Source organism: Streptomyces sp. NPDC127117, from assembly GCF_042677325.1.
Taxonomy (GTDB): domain Bacteria; phylum Actinomycetota; class Actinomycetes; order Streptomycetales; family Streptomycetaceae; genus Streptomyces.
The window spans coordinates 147,986-173,243 of sequence record NZ_JBHXTM010000006.1; the positions used below are offsets into that span (position 1 = coordinate 147,986).

Here is a 25,258-nt window from a genome sequence, read left to right on the forward strand (position 1 = left end):
CGCCGCCCGTGCCGGTCTCCGTGCCGCTGTCCGTATCGCCGCCCGGGCCGGACTTCGTATCGCCGTCCGTGCCGCCGTCCAGGGTGACCGTGCCGCCGTTGCGGTGCACCGCCTGCTTGACGAGGGCCAGGCCGATCCCCCGGCCGGTGCCGTGCGTCGACCAGCCGCGGTCGAAGACCGCGGCGGCGTCCTGCGGGCCGATCCCGGCACCGGTGTCGGCGACCCGCAGCAGCAGTTCGCCCTCCCCGGCCAGCGCGGTGACGGTGACCCGGGCGCGGGCGGCCCGGCCGCCGCCCGCTCCCCGCTGGGCGGGCACGGACCCGGGCCCCGGCGCACCGGTCACCGCCTCCGAGGCCGCGTCCACCGCGTTGTCGATCAGATTGCCGAGGATCGTCACCAGGTCCCGGTGCGGCAGCGTCGCGGGCAGATCCCCGTCGTCGATCAGGCTGTCCTCCGCGAGCACCAGCTCCACCCCCCGTTCGTTCGCCTGTGCCGCCTTGCCGAGCAGCAGTGCGGCCAGCACCGGTTCGGCGACCGCCCCCACCACCCGGTCGGTCAGCGTCTGGGCCAGTTCCAGCTCGGCGGTGGCGAAGCCCACCGCCTCGTCGGCCCGGCCCAGTTCGATCAGCGAGACGACGGTGTGCAGCCGGTTCGCCGCCTCGTGGGCCTGCGAGCGCAAGGCCTGGGTGAACCCCCGCTCGGAGTCCAACTCGCCGGACAGAGCCTGGAGTTCCGTGTGATCGCGCAGCGTCACGACGGTGCCGCGCTGCTCCCCGCCCACCACCGGACGGGTGTTGACCACGATCACCCGGTCCGCCGTCAGATGCAGTTCGTCGACCCGCTCCTCGGAGGCGAGCAGCGCACCGGTCAGCGGCGCCGGCAGATCCAGCTCGGCGACCCTGCGTCCCACCGCACCCGGCCCCAGACCGAGCAGCTCCCGGCCCGCGTCGTTGATCAGCGCGATCCTGCGCCGCCCGTCGAGCATCAGCAGCCCCTCGCGCACCGCGTGCAGCGTGGCCTGGTGGTAGTCGTGCATCCGGCTCAGCTCGGCGGCGTTCATCCCGTGGGTGTGGCGCCGCAGCCGGGCGTTGATCACATACGTGCCGATGCCGCCGAGGGCGAGCGCCCCGCCCGCCGCCAGCCCCAGCGCCCCGAGCTGCGCCCGCACCTGCGAGGAGACCCGCTCGACGGTGATGCCCGCGCTGACCAGGCCGATGATCCTGGAGCCGTCCCGGACCGGTGTGACGACCCGGATCGAGGGGCCGAGCGTGCCGGTGTACGTCTCGGTGAACGTCTCGCCGCGCAGCGCCCGCGCGGTGTGCCCGAGGAACTGCTCGCCGATCCGGTCGGAGTGCGGGTGCGTCCAGCGGACCCGCTCCGGGGACATGATCGTGACGAAGGTGATCCCGGTGTCCCTGCGGACCCGCTCCGCGTACGGCTGGAGCACCGCGGACGGGTCCGCGGTGCCGATCGCCTCCCGTACCGACGGAGAGCCGGCGATCGCCAGGGCGGCCGCCCTGACCTGCCGGGCCGCGGTCTCCTTCGCCTGCTCGCTGCCGGAGACGTACGCGAAGAACGCGCACCCCGCCACCACGGCCGCCACCAGCACCACCTGCATGGTGAACAGCTGACCGGCCAGGCTGCGCGGGCGGGTACGGGGGCGGGGAAGACGCATGGCCACAGTCTGCCTGGCCGAAATCCGATGAACGAAATGCACGTAACGGTGACCGGCGTCACAGGGAGCGAGATATTCGCCAAGGGTTTTTCCGGCTCCCATCCGCCGGCAGCCCTTGCACCCCCAGGGACGGGGGAGTGACCGGACGATCCGAGGAGAACCCCGTGGGAGTGGCAGCCGCCAAGCGGGACCGCACGCACTATCTGTATCTGGCCGTGATCGCGGCCGTGGGGCTCGGCATCCTGGTGGGCTTCGCGGCCCCGGGCGTCGCCGTCGAGCTCAAGCCGATCGGCACCGGCTTCGTGAACCTGATCAAGATGATGATCTCGCCCATCATCTTCTGCACGATCGTGCTGGGCGTCGGATCGGTGCGCAAGGCCGCCAAGGTCGGCGCGGTCGGCGGCCTCGCCCTCGGCTACTTCCTGGTGATGTCGACCGTCGCGCTCGCCATCGGCCTGCTCGTCGGCAACCTCCTGGAGCCCGGCCAGGGCCTCCACCTCACCGAGGCGGTACGTGCCGCCGGTGAGAAGCAGGCCGCCGGGGCGAGCGAGTCCACCACCGACTTCCTGCTCGGCATCATCCCGACCACGATCGTCTCCGCCTTCACCGAGGGCGAGGTGCTCCAGACCCTGCTCGTCGCACTGCTCGCGGGCTTCGCGCTCCAGGCCATGGGCTCGGCCGGCGAGCCGGTGCTGCGCGGCATCGGCCACATCCAGCGCCTCGTCTTCCGTATCCTCGCCATGATCATGTGGGCGGCCCCGGTCGGCGCGTTCGGCGCGATGGCGGCGGTGGTCGGCGAGACCGGCGTGGACGCGCTGAAGTCCCTCGCGATCATCATGATCGGCTTCTACCTCACCTGCGCGATCTTCGTCTTCGTGGTGCTCGGCGCCATCCTGCGGCTGGTCGCCGGGGTCAACCTGATCGCGCTGCTGAAGTACCTGGGCCGCGAGTTCCTGCTGATCCTCTCCACCTCCTCCTCCGAGTCCGCGCTGCCCCGGCTCATCGCGAAGATGGAGCACCTCGGGGTCAGCCGGCCGGTCGTCGGCATCACCGTGCCGACCGGCTACTCCTTCAACCTCGACGGCACCGCGATCTACCTCACGATGTCCTCGCTCTTCATCGCCAACGCGATGGGCGACCCGCTGAGCGCCGGTGAGCAGATCTCGCTGCTGCTCTTCATGATCGTCGCCTCGAAGGGGGCCGCCGGAGTCACCGGCGCCGGCCTGGCCACCCTCGCGGGCGGTCTCCAGTCGCACCGCCCCGGCCTGGTCGACGGCGTCGGCCTGATCGTCGGCATCGACCGCTTCATGAGCGAGGCCCGCGCCATGACCAACTTCGCGGGCAACGCGGTCGCCACCGTCCTGGTCGGCACCTGGACCAAGGAGATCGACAAGGAGCGGGTGGACAAGGTGCTCTCCGGTGCGCTCCCGTGGAACGAGCAGATGCTCAACCAGGACGCCGACGTGCACGGCGTCCCGGAGCCGCGCGACGGCGACGAGCAGCACGCGGTGGCGAAGGCGTAACCACACCGGGCACCGGAAACGGGCCGCCGCGGGAACTCCCGCGGCGGCCCTTCGCGCTTGCCTTGACGTCCGCGTCAAGGTCTACCGTCGAGGACATGCGAATCGGGGAGCTGGCCGAACGGGCCGGGACGACCACGCGGACTCTGCGCTACTACGAGTCCCGCGGACTGCTGCCCGCGCGGCGGGCCGACAACGGCTACCGCGCGTACGACGAGGACGATCTGCGCCTCGTCCAGCAGATCCGCACCCTTCAGGACTTCGGGTTCGAACTGGAGGAGACCCGGCCGTTCGTCGAGTGCCTGCGGGCCGGCCACCCGGCCGGTGACGCCTGCCCCGCCTCGCTCGCCGTCTACCGGCGCAAGCTCGGCGAGCTCGACTCGCTCATCGAACAGCTCCGGACGGTCCGTGCCGAGGTGGGCGCGCAGCTCGCCAGGGCCGAGCTGGAGGCCGGGGCGGCACTCCCCGGCGGTCCGGAACCACGTTGTGAACTGGGAGGATGACAGATGATTCATGCAGAGGGCGTGGCCGAGGTCACCGACGCCACCTTCGACACCGAGGTGCTCGCGGCGGACGGCCCGGTGCTCGTCGAGTTCACCGCCGACTGGTGCGGCCCGTGCCGTCAGCTCGCCCCCGTGCTCAGCGCCGTGGCCACCGAGCTGACCGGGCGCATGGAGGTCGTCCAGCTGGACATCGACACGAATCCCGGCATCGCGAGCCGGTACGCGGTCCTCTCCGCACCGACCCTGATGGTGTTCCGGGGCGGCGAACCCGTGAAGTCGATGGTGGGCGCCCGCCCCAAGCGCAAGCTCCTCCAGGAGCTGGAGGAGGTCTTCGAGACGGCGTGAGGCGGGCGCACCGGGACTTCGGAACGTCCCCGGACGAAATCCCTACAGGATTTCGATGGCATTGACCTTCGGTACGTTCGAATACTTGATATTCGAATTCCGGGCGATCTTCACCACGTCGCCGTTGGCGTCGTAGTACTTCACGTCGTTGTTTCCCGTGGAGATCTGGTCGACCCACCACCCGCCGAAGTCGATTTTCCCGCGATTCGCATAGCAGTCCACGCTGTCACGCCCGCCGTTGTGCGACCAGATCTTCAGGAAGCCCGCGTCCGGGTCGCAGGTGACATGGTCGATGGCGGAGGCGGTTCCGACCGGCCCGGCCAGGGTGAACGCGGCGGCTGCGGCGAGCGCCGCGGCCATCGTGCGCACAACGTTCCTCGTTCTTGAGATCATAGTTTCCCCTTGAATCGAATATGGAACCAAGAGCCCACTTCGCCGATGCGGACATCGGCGCTGAAAAAGCATCGTACGAAGTGGGTCATCGATTCAGGAGGGCGCCGGAGAGGAATCACCTGAACGTGAATGCCAGGGTCATGGACATTGGGAAAAAGAATCGGCCACGAGCCTGCGATTTCGGGCTCACACCGGCTTGAACCAGACCGTCGCCAGCGGCGGCAGCGTCAGCAGGATGCTGCCGGGGCGGCCGTGCGCGGCCACCGGTTCGGGCTTCAGCGGCCCGCGGTGCAGTACGTCGCTGCCGCCGTACCGGGCGGCGTCGGTGTTCAGGACCTCCGCCCAGGCGACCCGGTCACCGGGCACGTCCGGTACGCCCACCCGGTAGTCGTGCCGCACCACCGGGGAGAAGTTGCTGACGGCGAGGAGCGGCGAGCCGTGCGCGTCGTAGCGCAGGAAGGCGAAGACATTGTCCTCGGCGGCGCCCCCGTCCACCCAGTCGAAGCCCTCCGGCACGGTGTCGCGCTGCCAGAGCGCGGGGGACTGGGCGTACACCGCGTTCAGGTCGCCCACCAGGGTGCGCACGCCCCGGTGGTCGCTCTCCGCCGCGTACGAGGGGTCGAGCAGCCACCAGTCCGGGCCGTGGCCCTCCGACCACTCCGCCCCCTGTGCGAACTCCTGGCCCATGAACAGCAGTTGCTTGCCCGGGTGGGCCCACATGAAGCCGAGGTAGGCGCGGTGGTTGGCGCGCTGCTGCCACCAGTCGCCGGGCATCTTGGAGACCAGTGACCGCTTGCCGTGCACCACCTCGTCGTGCGAGATCGGCAGGACGTAGTTCTCGCTGTACGCGTACACCATCGAGAAGGTCATCTCGTTGTGGTGGTACTTGCGGTGCACCGGCTCCTTCGACACGTACTCCAGCGAGTCGTGCATCCAGCCCATGTTCCACTTCAGCCCGAAGCCGAGGCCCCCGAAACCGCCGGGACCGGCATGGTGGGTGGCGCGGGTGACGCCGTCCCAGGCGGTGGACTCCTCGGCGATGGTCACCACACCGGGGTTGCGGCGGTAGACGGTGGCGTTCATCTCCTGGAGGAACGCGACGGCGTCCAGGTTCTCCCGGCCGCCGTGCTCGTTCGGGGACCACTCGCCCTCCTTGCGCGAGTAGTCGAGATAGAGCATCGAGGCGACGGCATCCACCCGCAGCCCGTCGATGTGGAACTCCTCGCACCAGTAAGTGGCGTTGGCCACAAGGAAGTTGCGGACCTCGGTGCGCCCGAAGTCGAACTCCAGGGTGCCCCAGTCGGGATGCGCCGCCCGCGACGGATCCGAGTGCTCGTACAGCGGACGGCCGTCGAACTCCGCCAGCGCCCAGTCGTCGCGCGGGAAGTGCGCCGGTACCCAGTCGACGATCACCCCGATCCCGGCACGGTGCAGGGAGTCGACGAGGAACCGGAAGTCGTCGGGCGTGCCCATGCGGGACGTCGGGGCGTAGAAGCCGGTGACCTGATACCCCCAGGAACCGCCGAAGGGATGCTCGGAGACCGGCATCAGCTCGACGTGGGTGAACCCGAGATCCCTTACGTACGGCGGGAGTTGCGCGGCAAGCTGACGGTAGGTCAGTCCCGGTCGCCAGGACGGCAGATGCACCTCGTACACCGAGACCGGCGCCTCGTGCACCGGGACGTCCCCGCGGTGCGCCATCCACTCCTGGTCCTGCCACCGGTGGTGCGAGGCCGTCACGATCGAGGCGTTGGCGGGCGGCACCTCGGCGTAGCGGGCCATCGGGTCGGCGCGCAGCGTGTGCGAGCCGTCCGGGCGGCAGACGTCGAACTTGTAGAGCGCGCCCTCCCCGATCGCGGGCAGGAACAGCTCCCACACCCCGGTGGAGCCGAGCGAGCGCATCGGGAAGCCGGTGCCGTCCCAGTAGTTGAAGTCCCCGACGACCCGCACCCCGCGGGCGTTGGGCGCCCACACGGTGAACCGGGTGCCCGCCACCCCCTGGTGTTCCATGGGCTGCGCGCCGAGGGCGGTCCACAGCTCCTCGTGCCGCCCCTCGCCGATCAGATGCAGATCGAGATCGCCGAGCGCCGGCAGGAAGCGGTACGGGTCCTGCACCTCGATCTCGTTGTCGTCGTACGCGACCAGCAGCCGGTACTCGGGCAGCGCGGGCATCGGCAGCAGCCCGGAGAAGAACCCGTCGCCGTCGTCGTGCAGTTGGGCCCGCAGCCCCTTGGCGAGCACGGTCACCGACCGGGCGTACGGGCGCAGCACCCGGAAGGTCACCCCGCCGCGGACCGGGTGGGCGCCGAGCAGGTCGTGCGGGGCGTGGTGCTCACCGGCGAGCAGCCGGCCCCGGTCGCCGTCGTCCAGGGGATGCGCCTGCCGTACGCCCCGGGCGGCGGCGTTGCGGCGGGGACGCGGCGCGGCGCCGGCCCGCGCGGCGGCCGGCTTCCCGCGGCCGGCCGGAGTGATCGCTTCCGGTTCCGGCTCCGGTTCCGGTGGGGGTGCCACCACCGCCACTGCCTCGGCCGGTGACGCCGGGGCCGCCGTCCCGTCGGGTGCCGGTGGCAGGACTTGTGGGGCCTCGGTGGGAGCGGGCGTTTTGCGGGACGGCTTGCGGGCGGTCACGGGGACAGCCTCCTCGGAGGGGGTCGGCGGAGCGGAACGGGGCGGAGCCGGGCGGGGGGGCGGGTTCGGCGGTCACCGGACCGCGAGCGGGCTGCGGCGTCCGGGTCGTCAGTCGTCGGCGGCGGCCAGGCGGTGGATCGCGGCCATCGGGACCGGCAGCCAGTCGGGCCGGTGCCGTGCCTCGTACAGCACCTCGTACACCGCCTTGTCGGTCTCGTGGGCGCGCAGCAGCTCCGGTTCGCCGCGCGGGTCGGCGCCCGCCGCGCGGGCGTACCCCTCGCAGTAGGCGGTCCGGCAGCGGGCCGCCCAGTCGGCGTTCCACGGGCGGTGCGAGCGGGCCGCGTAGTCGAAGGAGCGGAGCATCCCGGCGATGTCGCGCACCGGGAGCTGCGGCCGGCGGCGTTCGGGCAGCGGTCTGGCCGGTTCGCCCTCGAAGTCGATCAGTGACCAGAAACCGTCGGCCGCGCGGAGCGTCTGGCCGAGATGGAGATCGCCGTGCACCCGCTGGGCCGCCCAGTCGCGCCCCCGGTGCCCCAGCGCGGCCACCGCGTCGAAGGCGGTGCGCAGCCCGGGGACGTACGGCACGAGTGCCGGTACCGCCTGGGCGGCGGCCTCCAGCCGGTGCACCATCGCGGCGGCCAGGTGCTCGGTCTGGGCGCGGTGCAGGGCGGGCGTCGGCAGGGCGGCGGCCAGCGCGGTGTGCACCTCGGCGGTGGCCCGGCCCAGCGCGTGGGCCTCGTCGGTGAAGTCCCGGCCGTCGGCCAGGGCGCGCAGGGCGAGCTGCCAGCCGTCCTGCGCACCGCTCAGGAACGGCTGGAGGACGCCGAGGGTGAGCGGCTCCGCGGCGGTGGCGGCCTCGAACCAGGCGACGGGGGCGGGCACCCGCCCGCAGCCCTCCCGGGCCAGCGCGAGCGGCAGCTCCAGATCGGGGTTGGTGCCCGGGAAGATCCGGCGGAAGATCTTGAGGATGTACGCGTCGCCGTAGACGAGCGAGGTGTTGGACTGCTCGGTGTCGAGCACCCGCGGCGCGAGGCCCGCCGCGATGGCCGGGCCGCTCCGGTCGAAGCGCAGGGCGCCCAGGGTTCCGGGGGTACGGAATCGTTCCAGCAGAAGTTCGGCCAGGCGAGGATCGCGCAGTGCCTCGTAGACGGTGCGCCCGGCCAGCGGCCCCTCGGTCACCCGGCCGATGAGCGCGGACGCCAGCCGGGGCGGCAGCACCGCCCTTACGCCGAGCAGCAGTTGGTAGCAGTCGTCCGGCGACTGCGCGGGGGTGGCCGGCTGATGGACCCGGACCAGCAGATGGAGCAGCCCGGTTCCGGTTCCGGCGGCGACGGAACCGGTGCCCACCGGCAGTATCTCGGTCGCCGACACCAGCGAGAACGCGGTGACCGGCCGTCCCTTGCCCGCGAACCACCGCTGCCGGGGCAGCCATTCGTGCAGCAGTGGGGCGAGAGACGGGAGCAGGGCTGGGCTGTCGGCCATGGCGACCCGAATGGATGCAGCCTCCGACATGGCATCGCGTCCTTTCCCCGGGCACACCACAGGATGCGAAGAGTGTCCCGGATTGCGGCAATAGCTGTCCGGCTGTGCGGGACGTGTCGGGTCAGGATGGTCCGTACGGACTCGACTCGATGGGATCGAAACGCCAGATGGGGCCCGGAAAGGGCCGTACGTGTGCGATGTGGGGGAGGGTGCCCCGTGCGGGGCGGCGGAAACCGCCCCGCGGTTGGTGGTACGACGTGCTGTCCGGTCAGCTCGGCGGCGCGTCCTTGCGCAGCCGGAACCAGTAGAAACCGTGTCCCGCGAGAGTCAGCAGGTAGGGCCACTTGCCGATGGCGGGGAAGCGCACCCCGCCGATCAGCTCCACCGGATGACGCCCCTCGAACGACCGCAGATCGAGCTCCGTCGGCTGCGCGAACCGCGAGAAGTTGTGCACGCACAGCACGAGATCGTCGCCGTGCTCACGGGTGAAGGCGAGCACGGCCGGGTTCGACGACGGCAGTTCGCTGAACGAGCCGAGACCGAACGCCGGGTTCTGCTTGCGGATCTCGATCATCCGCCGGGTCCAGTGCAGCAGCGACGACGGGGAGGCCATCGCCGCCTCGACGTTGGTGACCTGGTAGCCGTAGACCGGATCCATGATCGTGGGGAGGTAGAGCCGCCCCGGGTCGCTGGAGGAGAACCCGGCGTTCCGGTCGGGCGTCCACTGCATCGGGGTGCGCACCGCGTCCCGGTCACCGAGCCAGATGTTGTCGCCCATCCCGATCTCGTCCCCGTAGTAGAGGATCGGCGAGCCGGGCAGTGACAGCAGCAGCGCGGTGAACAGCTCGATCTGGTTGCGGTCGTTGTCCAGCAACGGTGCGAGCCGCCGCCGGATGCCGATGTTGGCCCGCATCCGCGGGTCCTTGGCGTACTCCGCGTACATGTAGTCGCGCTCTTCGTCCGTGACCATTTCGAGGGTCAGCTCGTCGTGGTTGCGCAGGAAGATGCCCCACTGGCAGTTCGCCGGGATCGCCGGTGTCTTCGCCAGGATTTCCGAGACCGGGTAGCGGCTCTCGCGCCGCACCGCCATGAAGATCCGCGGCATCACGGGGAAGTGGAACGCCATGTGGCACTCGTCGCCGCCGGCCTGGTAATCGCCGAAGTAGTCGACGACGTCCTCCGGCCACTGGTTGGCCTCGGCGAGCAGCACGGTGTCCGGGTAGTGCGCGTCGATCTCCTTGCGGACCCGCTTGAGGAAGTCGTGGGTCTCGGGGAGGTTCTCGCAGTTGGTGCCCTCCCGCTGGTAGAGGTACGGCACGGCGTCCACCCGGAAGCCGTCGATGCCGAGGTCCAGCCAGAACCGGAGCGCGGAGATGATCTCCTCCTGCACCGCCGGGTTCTCGTAGTTGAGATCGGGCTGGTGGGAGAAGAACCGGTGCCAGTAGTACTGCTTGCGCACCGGGTCGAAGGTCCAGTTGGACGTCTCCGTGTCCACGAAGATGATCCGGGCGTCCGGGAACTGCTTGTCGTCGTCGGCCCAGACGTAGTAGTCGCCGTACGGCCCCTCGGGGTCGGTGCGGGACTGCTGGAACCAGTCGTGCTGATCGCTCGTGTGGTTCATGACGAAGTCGATGATCACGCGCATCCCGCGCTGGTGCGCGGCGTCGACGAACTCCACGAAGTCGGCCAGATCACCGAACTCGGGCAGTACGGCGGTGTAGTCGGAGACGTCGTAACCCCCGTCGCGCAGCGGCGACTTGAAGAACGGCGGCAGCCAGAGACAGTCGACGCCCAGCCACTGGAGATAGTCCAGTTTGGCGGTGATGCCCTTGAGGTCGCCGATTCCGTCGCCGTTGGAGTCCTGGAAGGACCTGACGAGGACCTCGTAGAAGACGGCGCGCTTGAACCAGTCGGGATCGCGGTCCTTGGCCGGGGTGTCCTCGAACGTGTCGTGGACAGGCTCATTGACGATCATGGTGTGGGTGACCCTCCGGTCGGCGGGGACGGTCGCAGGACCACGACGTGCGCGGGCGTGACGCCCGGCTCTAGGCGCACATAGAAGGTCCTGCCCCAGTGATAGGTATCGCCGGTGAGCTCGTCGCGCACCGGCACGCGATCGTGCCGGTCGAGGCCGAGTCGCGGCATGTCCAACGAGACCGTGGCCTCGTGGGTGTGGTGCGGGTCGAGGTTGACGACCACCAGAACGATGTTCGAACCCGAACGTTTGCTGTATGCGATCAGCGCGTCGTTGTCGGTGGAGTGGAAGTGCACGTCGCGCAGTTGCTGCAACGCCGGGTGGCGGCGCCGGATGCGGTTGAGCGTGGTGATGAGCGGGGCCAGCGAACGGCCCTCGCGCTCGGCCGACTCCCAGTCCCTGGGCCTGATCCGGTACTTCTCCGAGTCGAGGTACTCCTCACTGCCGGGCCGGACCGGGGTGTTCTCGCACAGCTCGTAGCCCGCGTACACACCCCAGGCCGGGGAGAGCGTCGCGGCGAGCACGGCCCGCGCCTCGAAGGCCGGGCGGCCTCCGTCCTGGAGATATCCGGACAGGATGTCCGGGGTGTTCACGAAGAAGTTGGGCCGCATGTAGGAGGCGGTTTCGCCCGACAGCTCCGTGACGTATTCGGTGATTTCCTGCCGGGTGTTGCGCCAGGTGAAATACGTGTAGGACTGCTGGAATCCGATGGCCGCGAGCGTCTTCATCATCGCGGGCCGGGTGAATGCCTCGGCCAGGAAGATCACATCGGGATCGGTCCGGTTGATGTCCGCGATCACCTTCTCCCAGAAGATCACCGGCTTGGTGTGCGGATTGTCCACGCGGAAGATCCGTACGCCGTGATCCATCCAGAACCGCAGAATGCGCACCGACTCGGCGACCAGTCCGCTCAGATCCTTGTCGAAGGCGATCGGATAGATGTCCTGGTATTTCTTCGGCGGATTCTCGGCATAGGCGATCGTGCCGTCCGCTCGGAGGTGGAACCATTCCGGGTGCTTCTCCACCCAGGGGTGGTCCGGAGAGCACTGCAGCGCGAAATCGAGAGCGATCTCCATGCGCAGCTTGCGGGCGGTCGCAACGAAATGATCGAAGTCGTCGAGGGTGCCGAGAGCGGGGTGGACGGCGTCGTGACCGCCCTCGGCCGAGCCGATCGCCCACGGCACCCCCACGTCGTGCGGGGCGGCGGAGAGGGAGTTGTCGGGGCCCTTGCGGTGGGTGGTCCCGATCGGGTGGACGGGCGGCAGATAGACCACGTCGAAGCCCATCGCGGCGACCGCGGGCAGCCGTTCGGCGGCCGTGCGGAAGGTGCCGGAGACGATCCTCACCGGGGCCTTCGCCGCCTTCGCCCCCTTCCCCGCCCCGCCCCCGCGCTTCGCGGGCGGCCCGGCCTGCTCGACCCTGGCGCCCTCCGAGCGCGGGAACAGCTCGTACCAGGAGCCGAACAGGGCCCGTCGGCGCTCCACCACCAGCGGCAGCGGCCGGGACGCGCTGACCAGTTCGCGCAGCGGATGCCGGGCGAGCGCGGCCAGTGCCTCGGGGGTGAGCGCCGCGGCCAGCCGGGCGGCGGCCGGCCGGGACTCGTCGCGCAGCGCGTCCACGGCGGCCAGCACCGCCTCGCGCCCGTCCCGCTTGGGTACGCCGCCGGCGGCCCGCTCGTGGAGACCGGCACCCTCCGCCAGGACGAGCGCGGTGTCGATCCCCGCCGGAATCTTGATCCCGGCGTGCTGCCGCCAGGTGGCGACCGGATCGCTCCAGGCCTCGACCGTATACGTCCAGCGGCCCTCCGAATCCGGCGTGACATCGGCGCCCCAGCGGTCGGTGCCGGGGGCCAGCTCGCGCATCGGTGTCCAGGGACCGGGGCGCCCGCCCGGGTCCATCAGGACCACATTGGCGGCGACGGCGTCATGGCCCTCGCGGAAGACGGTCGCGGTGACCTGGAAGGTCTCACCGACAACGGCCTTGGCGGGCCTTCTGCCGCAGTCGACGAGGGGACGGACGTCGAGGACGGGAATGCGACCGATCATGGAATCACCTGGGGACGGGGACTGGGGGCGGGACGGGGACCGAGCGGGGCGCGGCGCAGCGGCGGAGGGCGAAATACGCGCACCGCGACCGATGGAGTCCGTCCTTTCTAGCTGCTCAATTGACGGCTGACGGTGTGTGGGCATGGCCGCTCCTGTCCGCATTCACTCGAATGGCAGTCGAATGGCCGGGGCACGGGTATGTTTCGTGGATGTGAACCGGATGAAAACCGGCTCATGGATGCCTCGCATTCATGCTGCGTCCGGGCATCGTTCATAAGGCACCCGGTGCGCATCCGGGCCGCCTACCGGAGAAGCCTTCCCGCGATTCTCGGTGGGCCAATCCAGTGGTTCGTAAAATACTCGGGCGTTTCTTTGGCGACCTGTTCGCGTCGGACATCGACCCGTGTTCCCGGGCCTGCCGGTGCCCCTCCGGACGCCACTGGGCAGCTTTCCCTCTGGTGCGGAGTGCCACAAGACCGAATGGGGGAAGGGAATCAGCCATTACCTGTGTGGCCGATGTGCCGGAACGGGCGTGAGGGACGCACCGAGGTACGTCCCCTCGGATCCGCACGTCCCCTGCAAAGGTGGAACACGTGAAGGCCATTCGTCGATTCACCGTGCGTCCCGTCCTCCCCGATCCCCTTCAACCGCTCAGCGACCTCGCCCGCAATCTGCGCTGGTCCTGGCACACCGAGACCCGTGAGCTGTTCCAGGCCGTCGACCCGGAGATCCGGGAGGCGGCGGAGTGCGACCCGGTGCGGCTGCTCGGTGCCGTGTCCGCGGGCCGGCTCGCCGAGCTGGCCCGGGACGAGCAGTTCCTGCACCGGCTGACCGAGGCGTCCCAGGACCTGCGGTACTACCTGGACGGCCCCAGGTGGTACCAGGAACAGCTGGAGCTGGGCGCGGAACTCCCGGCCGCCATCGCCTACTTCTCACCCGAGTTCGGGGTGACCGCCGCCCTGCCCCAGTACTCCGGCGGGCTCGGCATCCTCGCCGGGGACCACCTCAAGGCCGCCAGCGACCTCGGCGTACCCCTCATCGGGGTCGGCCTGCTCTACCGGCACGGCTACTTCCGGCAGAGCCTGTCGCGCGACGGCTGGCAGCAGGAGCACTACCCGGTGCTCGACCCGAACGAGCTCCCGGTCACCCTGGTGCGCGAGGCCGACGGCACCCCGAGCCGGGTGGTGCTGGCCCTGCCCGGCGGCCGTTCGCTGCACGCCCACATCTGGCAGGCCCGGGTCGGCCGGGTACCGCTGCTGATGCTCGACTCCGACGTGGAGGAGAACGCGCCGGGCGAACGCGAGGTGACCGACCGGCTGTACGGCGGCGGTAGCGAGCACCGGCTGCTCCAGGAGATGCTCCTGGGCATCGGCGGGGTGCGCGCCGTGCGCACCTACTGCCGTCTCACCGGACACCCGGAACCCGAGGTGTTCCACACCAACGAGGGGCACGCCGGCTTCCTCGGACTCGAACGCATCCGGGAACTCTCCGGCACCGGACTGGACTTCGACTCCGCGTTGGAGTCCGTCCGGGCCGGCACCGTCTTCACCACCCACACCCCGGTGCCCGCCGGGATCGACCGCTTCGACCGCGAACTGGTCGCCCGGCACTTCGGCGACGACGGCGAACTCCCCGGCGTGGGCGTCGAACGCATCCTGCAACTGGGCATGGAGACCTACCCCGGCGGCGAGCCCGGCCTCTTCAACATGGCGGTGATGGGGCTGCGGCTCGCACAGCGGGCCAACGGGGTCTCCACCCTGCACGGCTCGGTCAGCCGGGAGATGTTCGCCGGGCTGTGGCCGGGCTTCGACCCGGCCGAGGTGCCGATCACCTCGGTGACCAACGGCGTCCACGCACCCACCTGGGTCGCGCCCGAGGTCTTCCGGCTGCGCAATCGCTACGGCGGCACACCCGGACGCTGGGACTCCGCCGCCGAGGTCCCCGACCGCGAGCTGTGGGAGCTGCGGCGGTCCCTGCGCGGACAACTGGTCACCGAGGTGCGCGAACGGCTGCACGCCTCCTGGCGGGCCCGGGGCGCGGAGCCGGCCGAACTCGGCTGGATCGACGGCGTGCTCGACCCGGACGTGCTGACGATCGGCTTCGCCCGGCGCGTCCCCTCGTACAAGCGGCTGACGCTGATGCTGCGCGACCGCGACCGGCTGCGGGAACTGCTGCTCCACCCGGACCGGCCGGTCCAGATCGTCGTGGCCGGCAAGGCCCACCCCGCCGACGACGGCGGGAAGCGGCTGGTGCAGGAGCTGGTGCGGTTCTCCGACGACCCCCGGGTGCGCCACCGCATCGTGTTCCTGCCGGACTACGGGATGGCCATGGCGCAGAAGCTCTACCCGGGCTGCGACGTATGGCTGAACAATCCGCTGCGTCCGCTGGAGGCCTGCGGTACGAGCGGGATGAAGGCCGCGCTCAACGGCTGCCTCAACCTCTCGGTGCTCGACGGCTGGTGGGACGAGTGGTTCGAGCCGGACTTCGGCTGGGCGATCCCGACCGCCGACGGTCTGGCACTGGACGAGGACCGCCGGGACGATCTGGAGGCGGCCGCGCTCTACGAGCTGATCGAGGACCGGATCGCGCCGCGCTTCTACGACCGGGGCGGCGAGGAAGGACTTCCGGAGCGCTGGATCGAGATGGTCCGCCGCACGCTCGGATCGCTCGGCCCCAAGGTGCTGGCCGCGCGGATGGTGGGGGAGTACGTGGAGCGGCTGTACGCGCCCGCCGCGCAGGCCGGGCGTGCACTGGACCCGGGGACGGCGCGCCGGCTCGCCGACTGGAAGGCCCGGGTCCGGGCCGCCTGGCCGCGGGTGGCCGTCGACCATGTGGAGGCCGTGGCGCCCACCGCGGCGGACGGCTCGGCCGAGCTGGGTTCGACGCTGCTGCTCCGGGTCAGGGTCGCCCTGGGGGCGCTGGAGCCGGACGACGTGGAGGTGCAGGCGGTGGCCGGGCGGGTGGACGCCGCCGACGGGATCTCGGACGCCCAGGTCTTTCCGCTGAAGCCGGCCGGGGGCCAGGACCTGGAGGGCCGCTGGCTCTACGAGGGTCCGCTCGCCCTCGACCGCACGGGCCCGTACGGCTACACGGTGCGGGTGCTGCCGGCCCATCCGCTGCTGGCGACCGGGGCGGAACTCGGCCTGGTGACGCTGCCCGCGGAGGCGGCCGTGGACGGCGCGGGTGTGCTGATGCGCTGAGCGCCCGCCGGAAACGGAACCGCCCGGCAGGGGCGTGAGCTCCTGCCGGGCGGTGGTCACCGGGTCATGACCGGTGCGGGGTTCAGAAGGTGAGCTTGAAGCTGTTGATCTTGCCCGTGTCACCCGAGTAGACGTCCTGGACCTTGAGCTTCCAGGTGCCGTTGGCGACCTCGGACGACGCGTCGACCGTGTAGGTGCCGCGGACGTCGTCCGCCGGGTCGCCGGCCGAGGAGTTCTTCAGCCGGTAGGCGGTGCCGTCCGGGGCGACGAGGTCGACGACCAGGTCACCGCGGTAGGTGTGGGTGATGTCCACGTCGACCTTGAGGGCGCTGGGCGCGTTGCCGGTGACACCGGTGACGCTGACCGAGCTGGTGACGGCCGCGCCGCGGTCCGGGATGGCCACCGAGGTCGTGCTCTCGAAGACCTTGCCGCCCGGGTTCGGGTTGCCGCCGTCACGGGTGCCGACGTTGATGGCCGCCCAGGCGTCGCCGACGGCCTTGTACTCGGCGCTGGTCGTGCCGTACAGCTCACCGGCCACGGCGAGGGTGCCGGTGCGGGCCGCCGCGTAGTTGGTCGTGGAGGTGAACTTGGTGGCGAGCGCCTTGAACCAGATCTGCTCGGCCTTGTCGCGGCCGATGCCGGTCACCGGCAGGCCGTCGGAGGTCGGGGAGTCGTAGGAGACCCCGTTGATGACCTTGGCGCCGCTGCCCTCGGAGAGCAGGTAGAAGAAGTGGTTCGCCGGGCCCGAGGAGTAGTGGACGTCGATGTTGCCGATGCCCGAGTACCACGCGTCCTTGGACGCGCCGTCCTTGCTCGGCTTGTCCTGGTAGCGCAGCGGGGTGCCGTCGCCGTTGATGTCGATCTTCTCGCCGATGAGGTAGTCGCCCTTGTCGCTGGCGTTGTTGGCGTAGAACTCGACGGCGGTGGCGAAGATGTCACTGGTCGCCTCGTTGAGGCCACCGGACTCGCCGCTGTAGATCAGGCCGGCGGTGGCGGCGGTGACACCGTGCGACATCTCGTGCGCGGCGACGTCGAGCGAGGTCAGCGGGGCGTTGTTGCCGGAGCCGTCGCCGTACGTCATGCAGAAGCAGCTGTCCTGCCAGAAGGCGTTGACGTAGTTGTTGCCGTAGTGGACGCGGGAGTACGCGCCGACACCGTCACCGCGGATACCGGTGCGGCCGTGCACGTTCTTGTAGTAGTCCCACGTCTCGGCCGCGCCGTAGTGCGCGTCCGCGGCGGCCGTCTCGGCGTTCGACGGGTTGCCGTTGCCCCACACGTCGGTGGTGTTGGTGAACAGCGTCCCGGTGCCGGAGCTGCCGTGGTTCAGGTTGTAGGTCTTGTGGTTGCCGCGGCCCGTGTCCGTCAGGGTGTACGACGGTGCGGTGCCGAGGGTCACCTGGCCGCTGAACTGGGTGTTGCCGGTGCCGTTCTCGACGCCCTGCCACTCGTACAGCTTCGCCCCGGTGGCCGCGTCGGTGACGACGTGCAGCTCGTTGGGGGTGCCGTCGTGCTGGAGGCCGCCGACGACGGTCTCGTAGGCGAGCTGCGGCTTGCCCTGCGCCATCCAGACCACCTTGCGGGGCGCCCGGTCGGCCTCGGTCTTCTTCGAACCGTCGGCCTTGGCGAGGCCGAGGGCCTGCTTCTCGGCCTTGGCGGGCGCGACGTCCGCCTTCAGGTCCACGGCCTTCAGCTGACCGCTGGTCACCTTGGAGGCCTTGGTGACGCCCCGGTTCGCCCCGGACTTGGACTCCTTGACGATCAGGTCGCCGCCGAGTACCGGAAGTCCGGCGAAGGTGCGCTCGTAACGCGTGTGCGTGGTGCCGTCGTTGTCCTGGATGACATCCCGGACGACGAGCTTCTCCTGGGATCCGAGACCGAGGTCCCTGGCCGTGTCCGCCTTGCTCGCGTCGGCCTTGCGGATCAGCTCGGCGCGCTGGGACGGGGAAAGCTGCTTGGCGAGGGAACCCTGGTTGGCGCCGGCGGACGCCGGTACCGCCGAGGTCGTGCTGCCGGGGGTGGCAGTGGCCGTACCGGTCTGGACTCCGACTGCGATGAGGGCTGCTGCGGCTATCAGAGCGCCGGTCGCGGTGGCACGACGGCTGGGCGTGGATCTCACGCGGACTCCTTCTGCGAGGGGGGTACCGGCGGCACGGTGAGCCGTCCGGGGTGAGCGAGAAGTGCGCAGAACGGGGTGAAGAGTGTCAGCCGAAAGATGTTCCTGTCAGGACCGCGTCAACAAGTTGGCCGGAATTCGTTCGTTGCCGGAAACGTCGTGTTCGTTAAGCGGACGTTTCGCCGATCATCACCGCGATGCCGTCCAATGTCCTCCGGAGCCCGAATTCGAAGAGAGTGTCGAGGTCGAGCTCGAACTCCTCGTGTTCGAACAGCGAGTTGAGGAAGGGGTAGTCGCCACTGGCCGAGATGGCGTCGAAGTGTGGCTCGTTTCTTTCCATCCACTGCTCCGCGGAGAGCCCGGTGTCCTGCCGCGCCTGCGATTCCAGCTCGCCGGCCATCGCCAGTCCCTGGACATGGGCGAAGAGCGTGAGGTGGATGTGGAGCTTCGTCCGCGCGGGCAGCCCGGTGCCGGCGAGGACGCGCAGCACCCACTCCGTGTACCGCATCGCGTGCGGGGACGCCGTCGGCCGGGTGAAGGAGGCCACGGCCTGGGCCAGCCAGGGATGGCGCCCGTACACCGACCGGAGCCACCGGGCGGCGAGTTCCAGCCCCGGCCGCCAGCCGTGCGGCGCGGCGCCCAGCGGGCGCTCCGCGAACGCCTCGTCCGACATCAGCCGGACCAGCTCCGCCTTGCCCGGCACATGCCGGTACAGCGCCATGGTGGAGGTGGTCAGGATGGTCGCGACCCGGCGCATCGACACCGCGGGCAGCCCCTCGGCGTCGGCCAGTCCGATCGCGGTACGCACGATGCGCCCACGGTTCAGGGCGGGCCCGCCGCCCGTGCCGCCGGGGCCCGGCGCGGCCCGCTCGGCGACGACCGTGCCGATGCCCGGCACCGCCCGCACCAGGCCCTCGCCGCGCAGCACCGACAGCGCCTTGGTGGCGGTCGCCATCGCGACCCCGTACTCCCTCACGATCGTGCGCGTGGAGGGCAGCCGGTCGCCCGGGGCGAGCTCACCGGAGGCGATCCGGCGACGCAGTCCGCCGGCGATCCTGAGGTAGGGCGGTTCGGTCGTCACGGGTGCACTGTACTAGTGCACCCGTGACGGCGTACGCCTCGTCAACCCGGGGAATTCGGAGGGGCCTTCAGGGCATGTCGCCAGGTGCACTACGGCACTGTTTGCGGTGTACGCGGAGCAACTGCTGTGCTCCCGCCATGACTTCGGAACCGCACACCCCGGCCCCGCCCGCCCCCGCCCCGCCGGAGCCCGCCGCCCCGCGTGCCGGGCGCCGTGAATGGACCGCGCTGGGCGTGCTGATGCTGCCGCTGCTCTTCGTCTCGATGGATGTCTCCATCCTCTTCTACGCCCTGCCGGCCATCGGCGCGGACCTCGAACCCGGCTCCACCCAGCAGTTGTGGATCCTGGACATGTACGGCTTCGTCCTCGCCGGACTCCTCATCACGATGGGCGCGCTCGGTGACCGCGTCGGCCGCCGGAAGGTGCTGATCGCCGGCACGGTCCTGTTCGCCGCCGCCTCGGTCGCCGCCGCGTACGCGCAGTCCCCCGGGGCACTGATCGCCGCCCGCGCACTCCTCGGCGTGGGCGGCGCCTGCCTGATGCCGTCCACCCTCGCCCTCGTACGCAACCTCTTCCACGACCCCGGACAGCGCTCCCGGGCGGTCGCCGTCTGGACGACCGTGCTGGCCACCGGCATCTCCCTCGGCCCGGTCCTCAGCGGGGCGCTCCTCGAACACTTCCGGTGGGGCGCCGTGTTCCTCGTCAACCTGCCCGCGATGGCGCTGCTGCTCGTCCTGGCACCGCTGCTGCTGCCGGAGTCCAAGGCGCCCGCCCGGGGCAGGTTCGACACCCTGAGCGCGGTGCTCTCGCTCGCCGCGCTGCTGCCGCTGATCCACGGCATCAAGGAACTGGCCAAGCACGGCTGCCGGCCGCTGCCGGCCCTCGGCATCACCGTCGGACTCTGCCTGGGCTTCGTCTTCCTCCGCCGGCAGGCCCGGCTCGCCCACCCGATGGTCGACCTCGCACTCCTGCGCCGCCGCGCCTTCGGCGGATCGGTCGTCGTCAATCTGCTCGCCATGGCGGCCACGGTCGGATTCGCCCCGTTCTTCTCCCAGTACCTGCAGTCCGTCCTGGGCAAGAGCCCCTTCGAGGCGGCGATGTGGAGCCTGGTGCCGTCCCTCGGCGTCATGGTCGCCGCCCCGGTGGGCGGTGCGCTCGCCCGGCGGTTCGACCGCGGTCATGTGATGGCCGGCGGGTTCCTCGTCTCCGCCGCGGGCTTCCTCTGGCTCACCCGGACCGGGGTGGACTCTCCGCTGTGGACGACGCTCGCCGGTTCCGCCGTCTACGCGGGCGGGCTGGTCTCCGCGATGACCCTCGCCAATGAACTCGCGCTCGGCGCCGCACCGCCCGAGCGCGCGGGCTCCGCCGCCGCCGTCCTCGAATCGGGGCAGGAACTCGGCGGCGCCCTGGGAATGGCACTGCTCGGCTCGGTCGGCGCCGCCGTCTACGGCCGGGACATGAGCGGTACGGTGCCGGCCGCCGTACCCGACGCGGCACGGGAGACCCTGGGCGGCGCGGTCGCCGTGGTCCGGCAGCTGCCGGACCGGCTGGGGGAGACGGTGCTCGCCTCGGCGACCAGGGCCTTCACCCACAGCCTGGACATGGCCGCGGCCGGTGCCGCCATCGTGATGCTCGGCGCCGCCGTACTCTCCGTCCTCCTGCTCCGGGGCGTCCGCACGCCGCGGTGAGGCCCGCGGCCACCGGGCCTTCAGGAGGTGGTGAGCACCATCCGGAAGCGGGCCGCGCCGGACATCATCTTCCGGTACGCGGCCTCCGCGTCGTCCAGCGGCACGGTCTCGGTCATCGGGCGGATCCCGTGCAGGGTGCTGAACGCCAGGGTGTCCTGCACGTCCTGCGCGGTGCCGGACGGGTGACCCCGCACGACCCTGCCCGACATCAGCAACTGGTTCGGGCTGATCCCCAGCGGCTCCGGGTCCGCCCCGATGACCACCAGCTCGCCGCGCGGCGCGAGCCCCTCCACGGTCGCCGTGATGGCCGCGGAGTTGGCGGCGGTGGCCAGCACGACCCGGGCGCCGCCCAGGGCCTGGAGCGCGTCCGCGACGCCGGTGCCCGCGGTGCTGTCGACGTAGTGGTGGGCGCCGAGCTCCTTCGCGAAGTCGGCCTTGGCCGCGCCGCGGGCGATCGCCACCGTCTCGAAGCCCATCGCCGCCGCGTACTGCACGCCCAGGTGCCCGAGGCCGCCGATGCCGAGCACGGCGACCAGATCCCCGGGCCGGGCGGCGCTGCGCCGCAGCCCGTTGAACGTGGTCACCCCCGCGCACCCCATCGGCGCCGCGTCGACCGCGGACAGCGCGTCGGGAATCCGGGCCAGGGCGTCCACCGGGACGACCACGCTCTCGGCGTAGCCACCGTCGTACGCCCATCCCGGCACCTTCAGGTTCTCGCAGACCACGAAGTCGCCCCGCCGGCACGGCGTGCAGTGGCCGCAGCTGCCGCCGAACCAGCCCACCGCCACCCGGTCGCCCACCTGCCAGGCGGCCTGCGTACCCTCGCCGAGCTCCTCGATCCGGCCCGCGATCTCGTGCCCGGGGACCACCGGGAACCGCACGCCCGGCAGCGCGCCGTCCACGAAGAACGTATCGCTGTGGCAGACCCCGCAGGCATCCACGGACACCCGGACACGCCCCGGACCCGGCCGCGGCACCGCGCGCTCGACGATCTCGAAGGGGCCGCCCGCGGCGGTGGCCTGCGCGGCTCGGCAGATGCTGGCGACACTCATCTGGATCTCTCCGGGTCACGGATGGACGGCCCCCCGAACCAGCAGACCAGCTCCGGCCGGGTCACGCGCGCCGGACGGGGCGGACGGGGGCGGGGCGGGGACTTCGGGACGAGGGGCCTTCAGGAGGAGGGCGGCCGTTCGCCGTGCCAGGAGCGCCAGAGCGCGGCGTACGCGCCGCCCGCCGCCACCAGCTCGTCATGGGTGCCCAGTTCGGTGATCCGGCCGTCCTCCATCACCGCCACCCGGTCGGCGTCGTGAGCCGTCTGCAGGCGGTGCGCGACGGCGACGACGGTCCGGCCTTCGAGCACGGCGGCCAGCGCCCGCTCCGTGTGCCGGGCCGTCCTCGGGTCCAGGAGCGCGGTGGCCTCGTCGAGGATCAGCGTGTGCGGATCGGCCAGCACCACACGCGCCAGGGCGAGCTGCTGCGCCCGTGCGCCGTCCGGCCGGTGCGCCCCGTGGCCCAGATCGGTGTCCAGGCCGTCCGGCAGCTCGTCGGCCCAGTCGGCGCCGACGGCGGCCAGCGCCGCGCGCAGTTCGTCGTCGGTGGCGTCGGCCGAGGCGATCCTCAGGTTGTCCCGGACCGTGCCGAGGAAGACGTGGTGCTCCTGGGTGACCAGGACGACGTGCCTGCGCAGCCGCTCGGGGTCCAGCCCGGCGACCGGGACCTGCCCGACCGTCACCGAGCCGGTGCGCGGTGCGTCCATGCCCGCCAGCAGCCTGCCCAGCGTGGTCTTGCCCGCGCCGGAGGGGCCGACGACCGCGAGCCGCTCGCCGGGACGGAGCGTCAGGCCGACACCGTGCAGGACGTCGCCCCCGCCGTCGTAGGCGTAACGCACGTCCGTCACCTCGATCCGGTCGTCGGCCGGTGCGGGGGAGGCGGCCGGCGGTACGTGCGCCGCCAGGGCGAGACCCTCGACCCTGGCGAAGGAGGCGCCGCTGCTCTGGAGCTGTTCCAGCCGCTGGAGGATGGTGTCCAGGGGCTGGGAGAGCTGCCGCAGATACAGGGCCGAGGCGACCACCGCACCGAGGCTCACCGCGCCGTGGTCGTGCAGTACACCGCCGACCAGCAGGACACCGGCCACCGGAATGACATACGAGACGTCCACGGCCGGGAAGAGCACACTGCGCAGGAACAGCGTCCTGGTCCGGGTCCTCCAACACTCCTCGACAGCCTCGTCGCAGGCGGTGACACGGCGCTGCTGAAGCCCGAGGGCCTCGACGGTGCGGGCCCCGGCGGCGGTGGCCGCGAGCTGCTCCGCGAGCGCCGAGTTGGCACTGCCCTCGGCCAGGTACGCGGTGAGCGCCCGGCGCAGGTACCAGCGGGCGGCGAACCAGATCCCGAGCAGGCCCAGCACCCCGCACGCGCCGAGCAGCGGGTCGAGCACGAAGACCGCGCCGAGGATGAACAGCGCCTGGACCGCGGCGATGAGGACCTCGGGCCCGGTGTCCCGGAGGGTGGCGCCGACCATGGCGACATCGGTGGTGCCGCGGGTCAGCAGATCGCCCGTCCCGGCCCGCTCGACCACCCGGGCGGGCAGCGCGAGCGTCCGGTCGGTGAACTCCTCGCGGATCCGCGCCAGCGTCCGCTCGCCGAAACGGTGTCCCACGTAACCGGCCCAGCGGACCAGGAGGAGCTGCGCCACGGCGAAGACGAGGATGGTGAGCGCCAGACGGTCCACCACGGCCACCCCGGCACCCGCCCCGACCTCGTCGACGATGCGGCCGAGCAGCCACGGGCCGACGAGTCCGGCACCGGCGGCCAGCGCGTTGAGGCCGGTCATGGCGGCGAAGACGCGGCCGTCCAGCCGGATCAGCCGGAGCGCCGCGCGGAGTGTCCCGGACGGTTCGGCGACGGGCAGGGCCGGGGACATCGGTCCGGATCCGGTGGTCATCGCATGGCCTCCCTGGACGGCGGGACGGTTCCCTCGTCGCCGGGGGCGTCGTCGGCACCGCGCGACACCAGGAGGCGGTAGCCGGGCTCCCGGTCCAGCAGTTCGCGGTGGCTGCCGACGGCCGCGACGCGACCGCCGACCAGGTAGTACACGGTGTCCGCCCGGTCCAGCACGAGTGGTGAGGTGCTGGTGACGACCGTGGTGCGGCCGGCCCGCGCCTCGCGCAGCCGGGTCGCCATGGCCGCCTCGGTGTGCGCGTCGACCGCCGAGGTGGGCTCCACCGCCAGCAGCACCTCGGGATCGGCCAGCAGCGCCCGGACCAGCCGGACGCGCTGGCGCTGGCCTCCGGAGAGATTGCGTCCCTGCGCCTCGACCGGGGAGTCGAGTCCGTCCGGCAGCCCGCGCACGATGTCCTGCGCCGCTGCCGCGTACAGGGCCCGGCCGATGGAATCCTCGTCCCGTTCCCGGGCGCCGCCGATCACCTCGCGCAGCGGACCGGCGAACAGATCGGCCTCGTTGTCCGCGACCAGGATCCGCCGGCGCACCTGCGTCAGATCGATCTCGTCGAGGCGTATCGCGCCCCAGGTCGCGGCCGAATCGGTGAACCGGCCGAGCCGCTCGACCACCGCCGCGGACTGGGACGGCCGGGCACCGGCCAGCGCGGTCAGCCGCCCGGGCGCCACCTCCACGCCGGACTCCGGATCACGGAGCGCGGCCGGCGAGCCGGGCCCGTCCGCCGCCGCCTTGCCGCCCGCGGAATCGGGCTCCAGGTCCAGGAACCGGATGACCCGGCGGGCGGCGACCAGTCCGCGGCCGAGGCCGTAGCCGCCCTCGATGAAGAACTCGACCGGCACCACGAGCACCGCGGCGTACCCGTAGACCGCGACCAACTCGCCGACACTGATGGCCCCTTCGGCGGCCATCCGGGCCGCGAGCCAGGTCACGGCCCCGAGGAACAGGGTGGGCAGACCGACGCCGAGGGCCTGGATCCAACTGGTCACCGCGCCGACGCGGTACCCCTCCGCCCGCAACTCCTGCGAGCCGCGCCGGTAGCGCTCGGCGTACACCTCCTTGCCGCCGATGCCGTTGAGGACGCCCAGGCCCCCGACCATGTCCGCGAAACGGCCGGCGAGCCCGCCCTGCCGATCCCGGTACGTCGCCTCGACGGCCTGCAACCGCCCCAGCAATGGGCCGACCAGCACCGCGAGCAACGGCACCCCGAGCAGCACCACCGCGGCGAGCAGCGGTGACACGGCAAGCAGCAGCGCGGCCACGACGAGGAAGGCGAGGACCGCACCGACACCGGGGCCGGTGATGGTCAGGGTGTGGGCGATCACCCCGACATCGCCGAACCCGATCGTGACGACCTCCCCGGCCGTGACCCGGCGCGGCAGCGCCCCGCCCAGCCGGGTCGACTGCGCGACCACGGCCCGCACGGAACGGAAGGCGGCGTCCAGCCGCACCCTGGTCATCGTGCGGTGCCGCATGATGGCCAGCCAGGCGTTCAGCACCCCCACACCCAGCAGCGCCGCGACCCAGCCGGCCAGCACGGGCCACCGCCCCGGTTGCAGCCCGTCGTCGATGGCGCGGGACAGCAGGTACGGCGGCAGCGTCAGACACACCATCCAGGCGCTGCCGAGCAGCGCACCGGCGGCGATCCGGCCGC

At 71.5% G+C, this 25,258-nt stretch carries 15 protein-coding genes and 1 pseudogene; 5 read left to right on the top strand and 11 right to left on the bottom strand.

The window, feature by feature from the left end; all coding sequences use genetic code 11:
- Nucleotides 1-52: 52 nt before the first annotated feature.
- Nucleotides 53-1,675: pseudogene (locus ACFVH0_RS08095) on the bottom strand (ATP-binding protein); the annotation flags it as partial.
- A 164-nt stretch (nt 1,676-1,839) separates the two neighbouring features.
- Between ACFVH0_RS08095 and ACFVH0_RS08100 the strand changes: the two are divergent.
- From ACFVH0_RS08100 to trxA, 3 genes are all read left to right on the top strand, one after another.
- On the top strand, nt 1,840-3,198 hold the full coding sequence (locus tag ACFVH0_RS08100; protein WP_385818745.1) for a cation:dicarboxylate symporter family transporter: 1,359 nt from the start codon (nt 1,840-1,842) through the stop codon (nt 3,196-3,198).
- A gap of 95 nt (nt 3,199-3,293) precedes the next feature.
- Complete coding sequence (locus ACFVH0_RS08105) at nt 3,294-3,698, top strand: MerR family transcriptional regulator (RefSeq protein ID WP_351260055.1); 405 nt, start codon at nt 3,294-3,296, stop codon at nt 3,696-3,698.
- 3 nt (nt 3,699-3,701) lie between these two features.
- Nucleotides 3,702-4,043 (top strand): thioredoxin, encoded by a 342-nt coding sequence (trxA, locus tag ACFVH0_RS08110; protein ID WP_385818747.1) that lies wholly within the window; start codon nt 3,702-3,704, stop codon nt 4,041-4,043.
- A gap of 42 nt (nt 4,044-4,085) precedes the next feature.
- On the opposite strand, the gene ACFVH0_RS08115 is transcribed toward trxA, so the two are convergent.
- The 5 genes from ACFVH0_RS08115 to ACFVH0_RS08135 form a co-directional block, all read right to left on the bottom strand.
- Nucleotides 4,086-4,436, bottom strand: coding sequence for a beta/gamma crystallin domain-containing protein (locus ACFVH0_RS08115; protein ID WP_385818748.1), 351 nt, complete (start codon nt 4,434-4,436; stop codon nt 4,086-4,088).
- A 186-nt stretch (nt 4,437-4,622) separates the two neighbouring features.
- Entirely contained in the window at nt 4,623-7,064 is a 2,442-nt protein-coding gene (gene glgB, locus ACFVH0_RS08120) for a 1,4-alpha-glucan branching enzyme (protein WP_385818750.1), read from the bottom strand.
- 108 nt (nt 7,065-7,172) lie between these two features.
- Nucleotides 7,173-8,576: a maltokinase gene (locus ACFVH0_RS08125; RefSeq protein ID WP_385818751.1), complete on the bottom strand. Its 1,404-nt coding sequence runs from the start codon at nt 8,574-8,576 to the stop codon at nt 7,173-7,175.
- 238 nt (nt 8,577-8,814) lie between these two features.
- Nucleotides 8,815-10,521: a maltose alpha-D-glucosyltransferase gene (treS, locus tag ACFVH0_RS08130; RefSeq protein ID WP_385818753.1), complete on the bottom strand. Its 1,707-nt coding sequence runs from the start codon at nt 10,519-10,521 to the stop codon at nt 8,815-8,817.
- Nucleotides 10,518-12,566, bottom strand: a complete 2,049-nt coding sequence (locus ACFVH0_RS08135) for an alpha-1,4-glucan--maltose-1-phosphate maltosyltransferase (protein WP_385818755.1) — start codon at nt 12,564-12,566, stop codon at nt 10,518-10,520. The genes treS and ACFVH0_RS08135 overlap by 4 nt, the downstream gene beginning before the upstream one ends.
- Nucleotides 12,567-13,159: 593 nt before the next feature.
- Between ACFVH0_RS08135 and glgP the strand changes: the two genes are divergently transcribed.
- A complete protein-coding gene (gene glgP / locus ACFVH0_RS08140; protein ID WP_385818757.1) occupies nt 13,160-15,766 on the top strand; it encodes an alpha-glucan family phosphorylase in 2,607 nt (868 codons plus the stop codon).
- An 82-nt stretch (nt 15,767-15,848) separates the two neighbouring features.
- Here the strand turns inward: glgP and ACFVH0_RS08145 are convergent, their stop codons facing one another.
- Together ACFVH0_RS08145 and ACFVH0_RS08150 are read right to left on the bottom strand one after the other, a co-directional pair.
- On the bottom strand, nt 15,849-17,882 hold the full coding sequence (locus tag ACFVH0_RS08145) for a M4 family metallopeptidase (RefSeq protein WP_385818759.1): 2,034 nt from the start codon (nt 17,880-17,882) through the stop codon (nt 15,849-15,851).
- Nucleotides 17,883-18,045: 163 nt separating this feature from the next.
- A complete protein-coding gene (locus ACFVH0_RS08150) occupies nt 18,046-18,960 on the bottom strand; it encodes a TetR/AcrR family transcriptional regulator C-terminal domain-containing protein (protein ID WP_385818761.1) in 915 nt (304 codons plus the stop codon).
- 137 nt (nt 18,961-19,097) lie between these two features.
- On the opposite strand from ACFVH0_RS08150, the gene ACFVH0_RS08155 reads away from it, so the two are divergent.
- Complete coding sequence (locus tag ACFVH0_RS08155) at nt 19,098-20,648, top strand: MFS transporter (RefSeq protein WP_385818763.1); 1,551 nt, start codon at nt 19,098-19,100, stop codon at nt 20,646-20,648.
- 20 nt (nt 20,649-20,668) lie between these two features.
- Here the strand turns inward: ACFVH0_RS08155 and ACFVH0_RS08160 are convergent, their stop codons facing one another.
- From ACFVH0_RS08160 to ACFVH0_RS08170, 3 genes are all read right to left on the bottom strand, one after another.
- Complete coding sequence (locus ACFVH0_RS08160; RefSeq protein WP_385818764.1) at nt 20,669-21,700, bottom strand: alcohol dehydrogenase; 1,032 nt, start codon at nt 21,698-21,700, stop codon at nt 20,669-20,671.
- 119 nt (nt 21,701-21,819) lie between these two features.
- A complete protein-coding gene (locus ACFVH0_RS08165) occupies nt 21,820-23,592 on the bottom strand; it encodes an ABC transporter ATP-binding protein (protein WP_385818765.1) in 1,773 nt (590 codons plus the stop codon).
- On the bottom strand, nt 23,589-25,217 hold the full coding sequence (locus tag ACFVH0_RS08170; protein WP_385818766.1) for an ABC transporter transmembrane domain-containing protein: 1,629 nt from the start codon (nt 25,215-25,217) through the stop codon (nt 23,589-23,591). The genes ACFVH0_RS08165 and ACFVH0_RS08170 overlap by 4 nt, the downstream gene beginning before the upstream one ends.
- Nucleotides 25,218-25,258: the final 41 nt, after the last annotated feature.

Coding starts and splice junctions, on each gene's coding strand:
- ACFVH0_RS08105 (WP_351260055.1), top strand. CDS start 3,294: ATGCGAATCGGGGAGCTGGCCGAACGGGCCGGGACGACCACGCGGACT.
- trxA (WP_385818747.1), top strand. CDS start 3,702: ATGATTCATGCAGAGGGCGTGGCCGAGGTCACCGACGCCACCTTCGAC.
- ACFVH0_RS08115 (WP_385818748.1), bottom strand. CDS start 4,436: ATGATCTCAAGAACGAGGAACGTTGTGCGCACGATGGCCGCGGCGCTC.
- ACFVH0_RS08125 (WP_385818751.1), bottom strand. CDS start 8,576: ATGTCGGAGGCTGCATCCATTCGGGTCGCCATGGCCGACAGCCCAGCC.
- treS (WP_385818753.1), bottom strand. CDS start 10,521: ATGATCGTCAATGAGCCTGTCCACGACACGTTCGAGGACACCCCGGCC.
- ACFVH0_RS08135 (WP_385818755.1), bottom strand. CDS start 12,566: ATGATCGGTCGCATTCCCGTCCTCGACGTCCGTCCCCTCGTCGACTGC.
- ACFVH0_RS08155 (WP_385818763.1), top strand. CDS start 19,098: ATGACTTCGGAACCGCACACCCCGGCCCCGCCCGCCCCCGCCCCGCCG.
- ACFVH0_RS08160 (WP_385818764.1), bottom strand. CDS start 21,700: ATGAGTGTCGCCAGCATCTGCCGAGCCGCGCAGGCCACCGCCGCGGGC.
- ACFVH0_RS08165 (WP_385818765.1), bottom strand. CDS start 23,592: ATGACCACCGGATCCGGACCGATGTCCCCGGCCCTGCCCGTCGCCGAA.
- ACFVH0_RS08170 (WP_385818766.1), bottom strand. CDS start 25,217: ATGGTGTGTCTGACGCTGCCGCCGTACCTGCTGTCCCGCGCCATCGAC.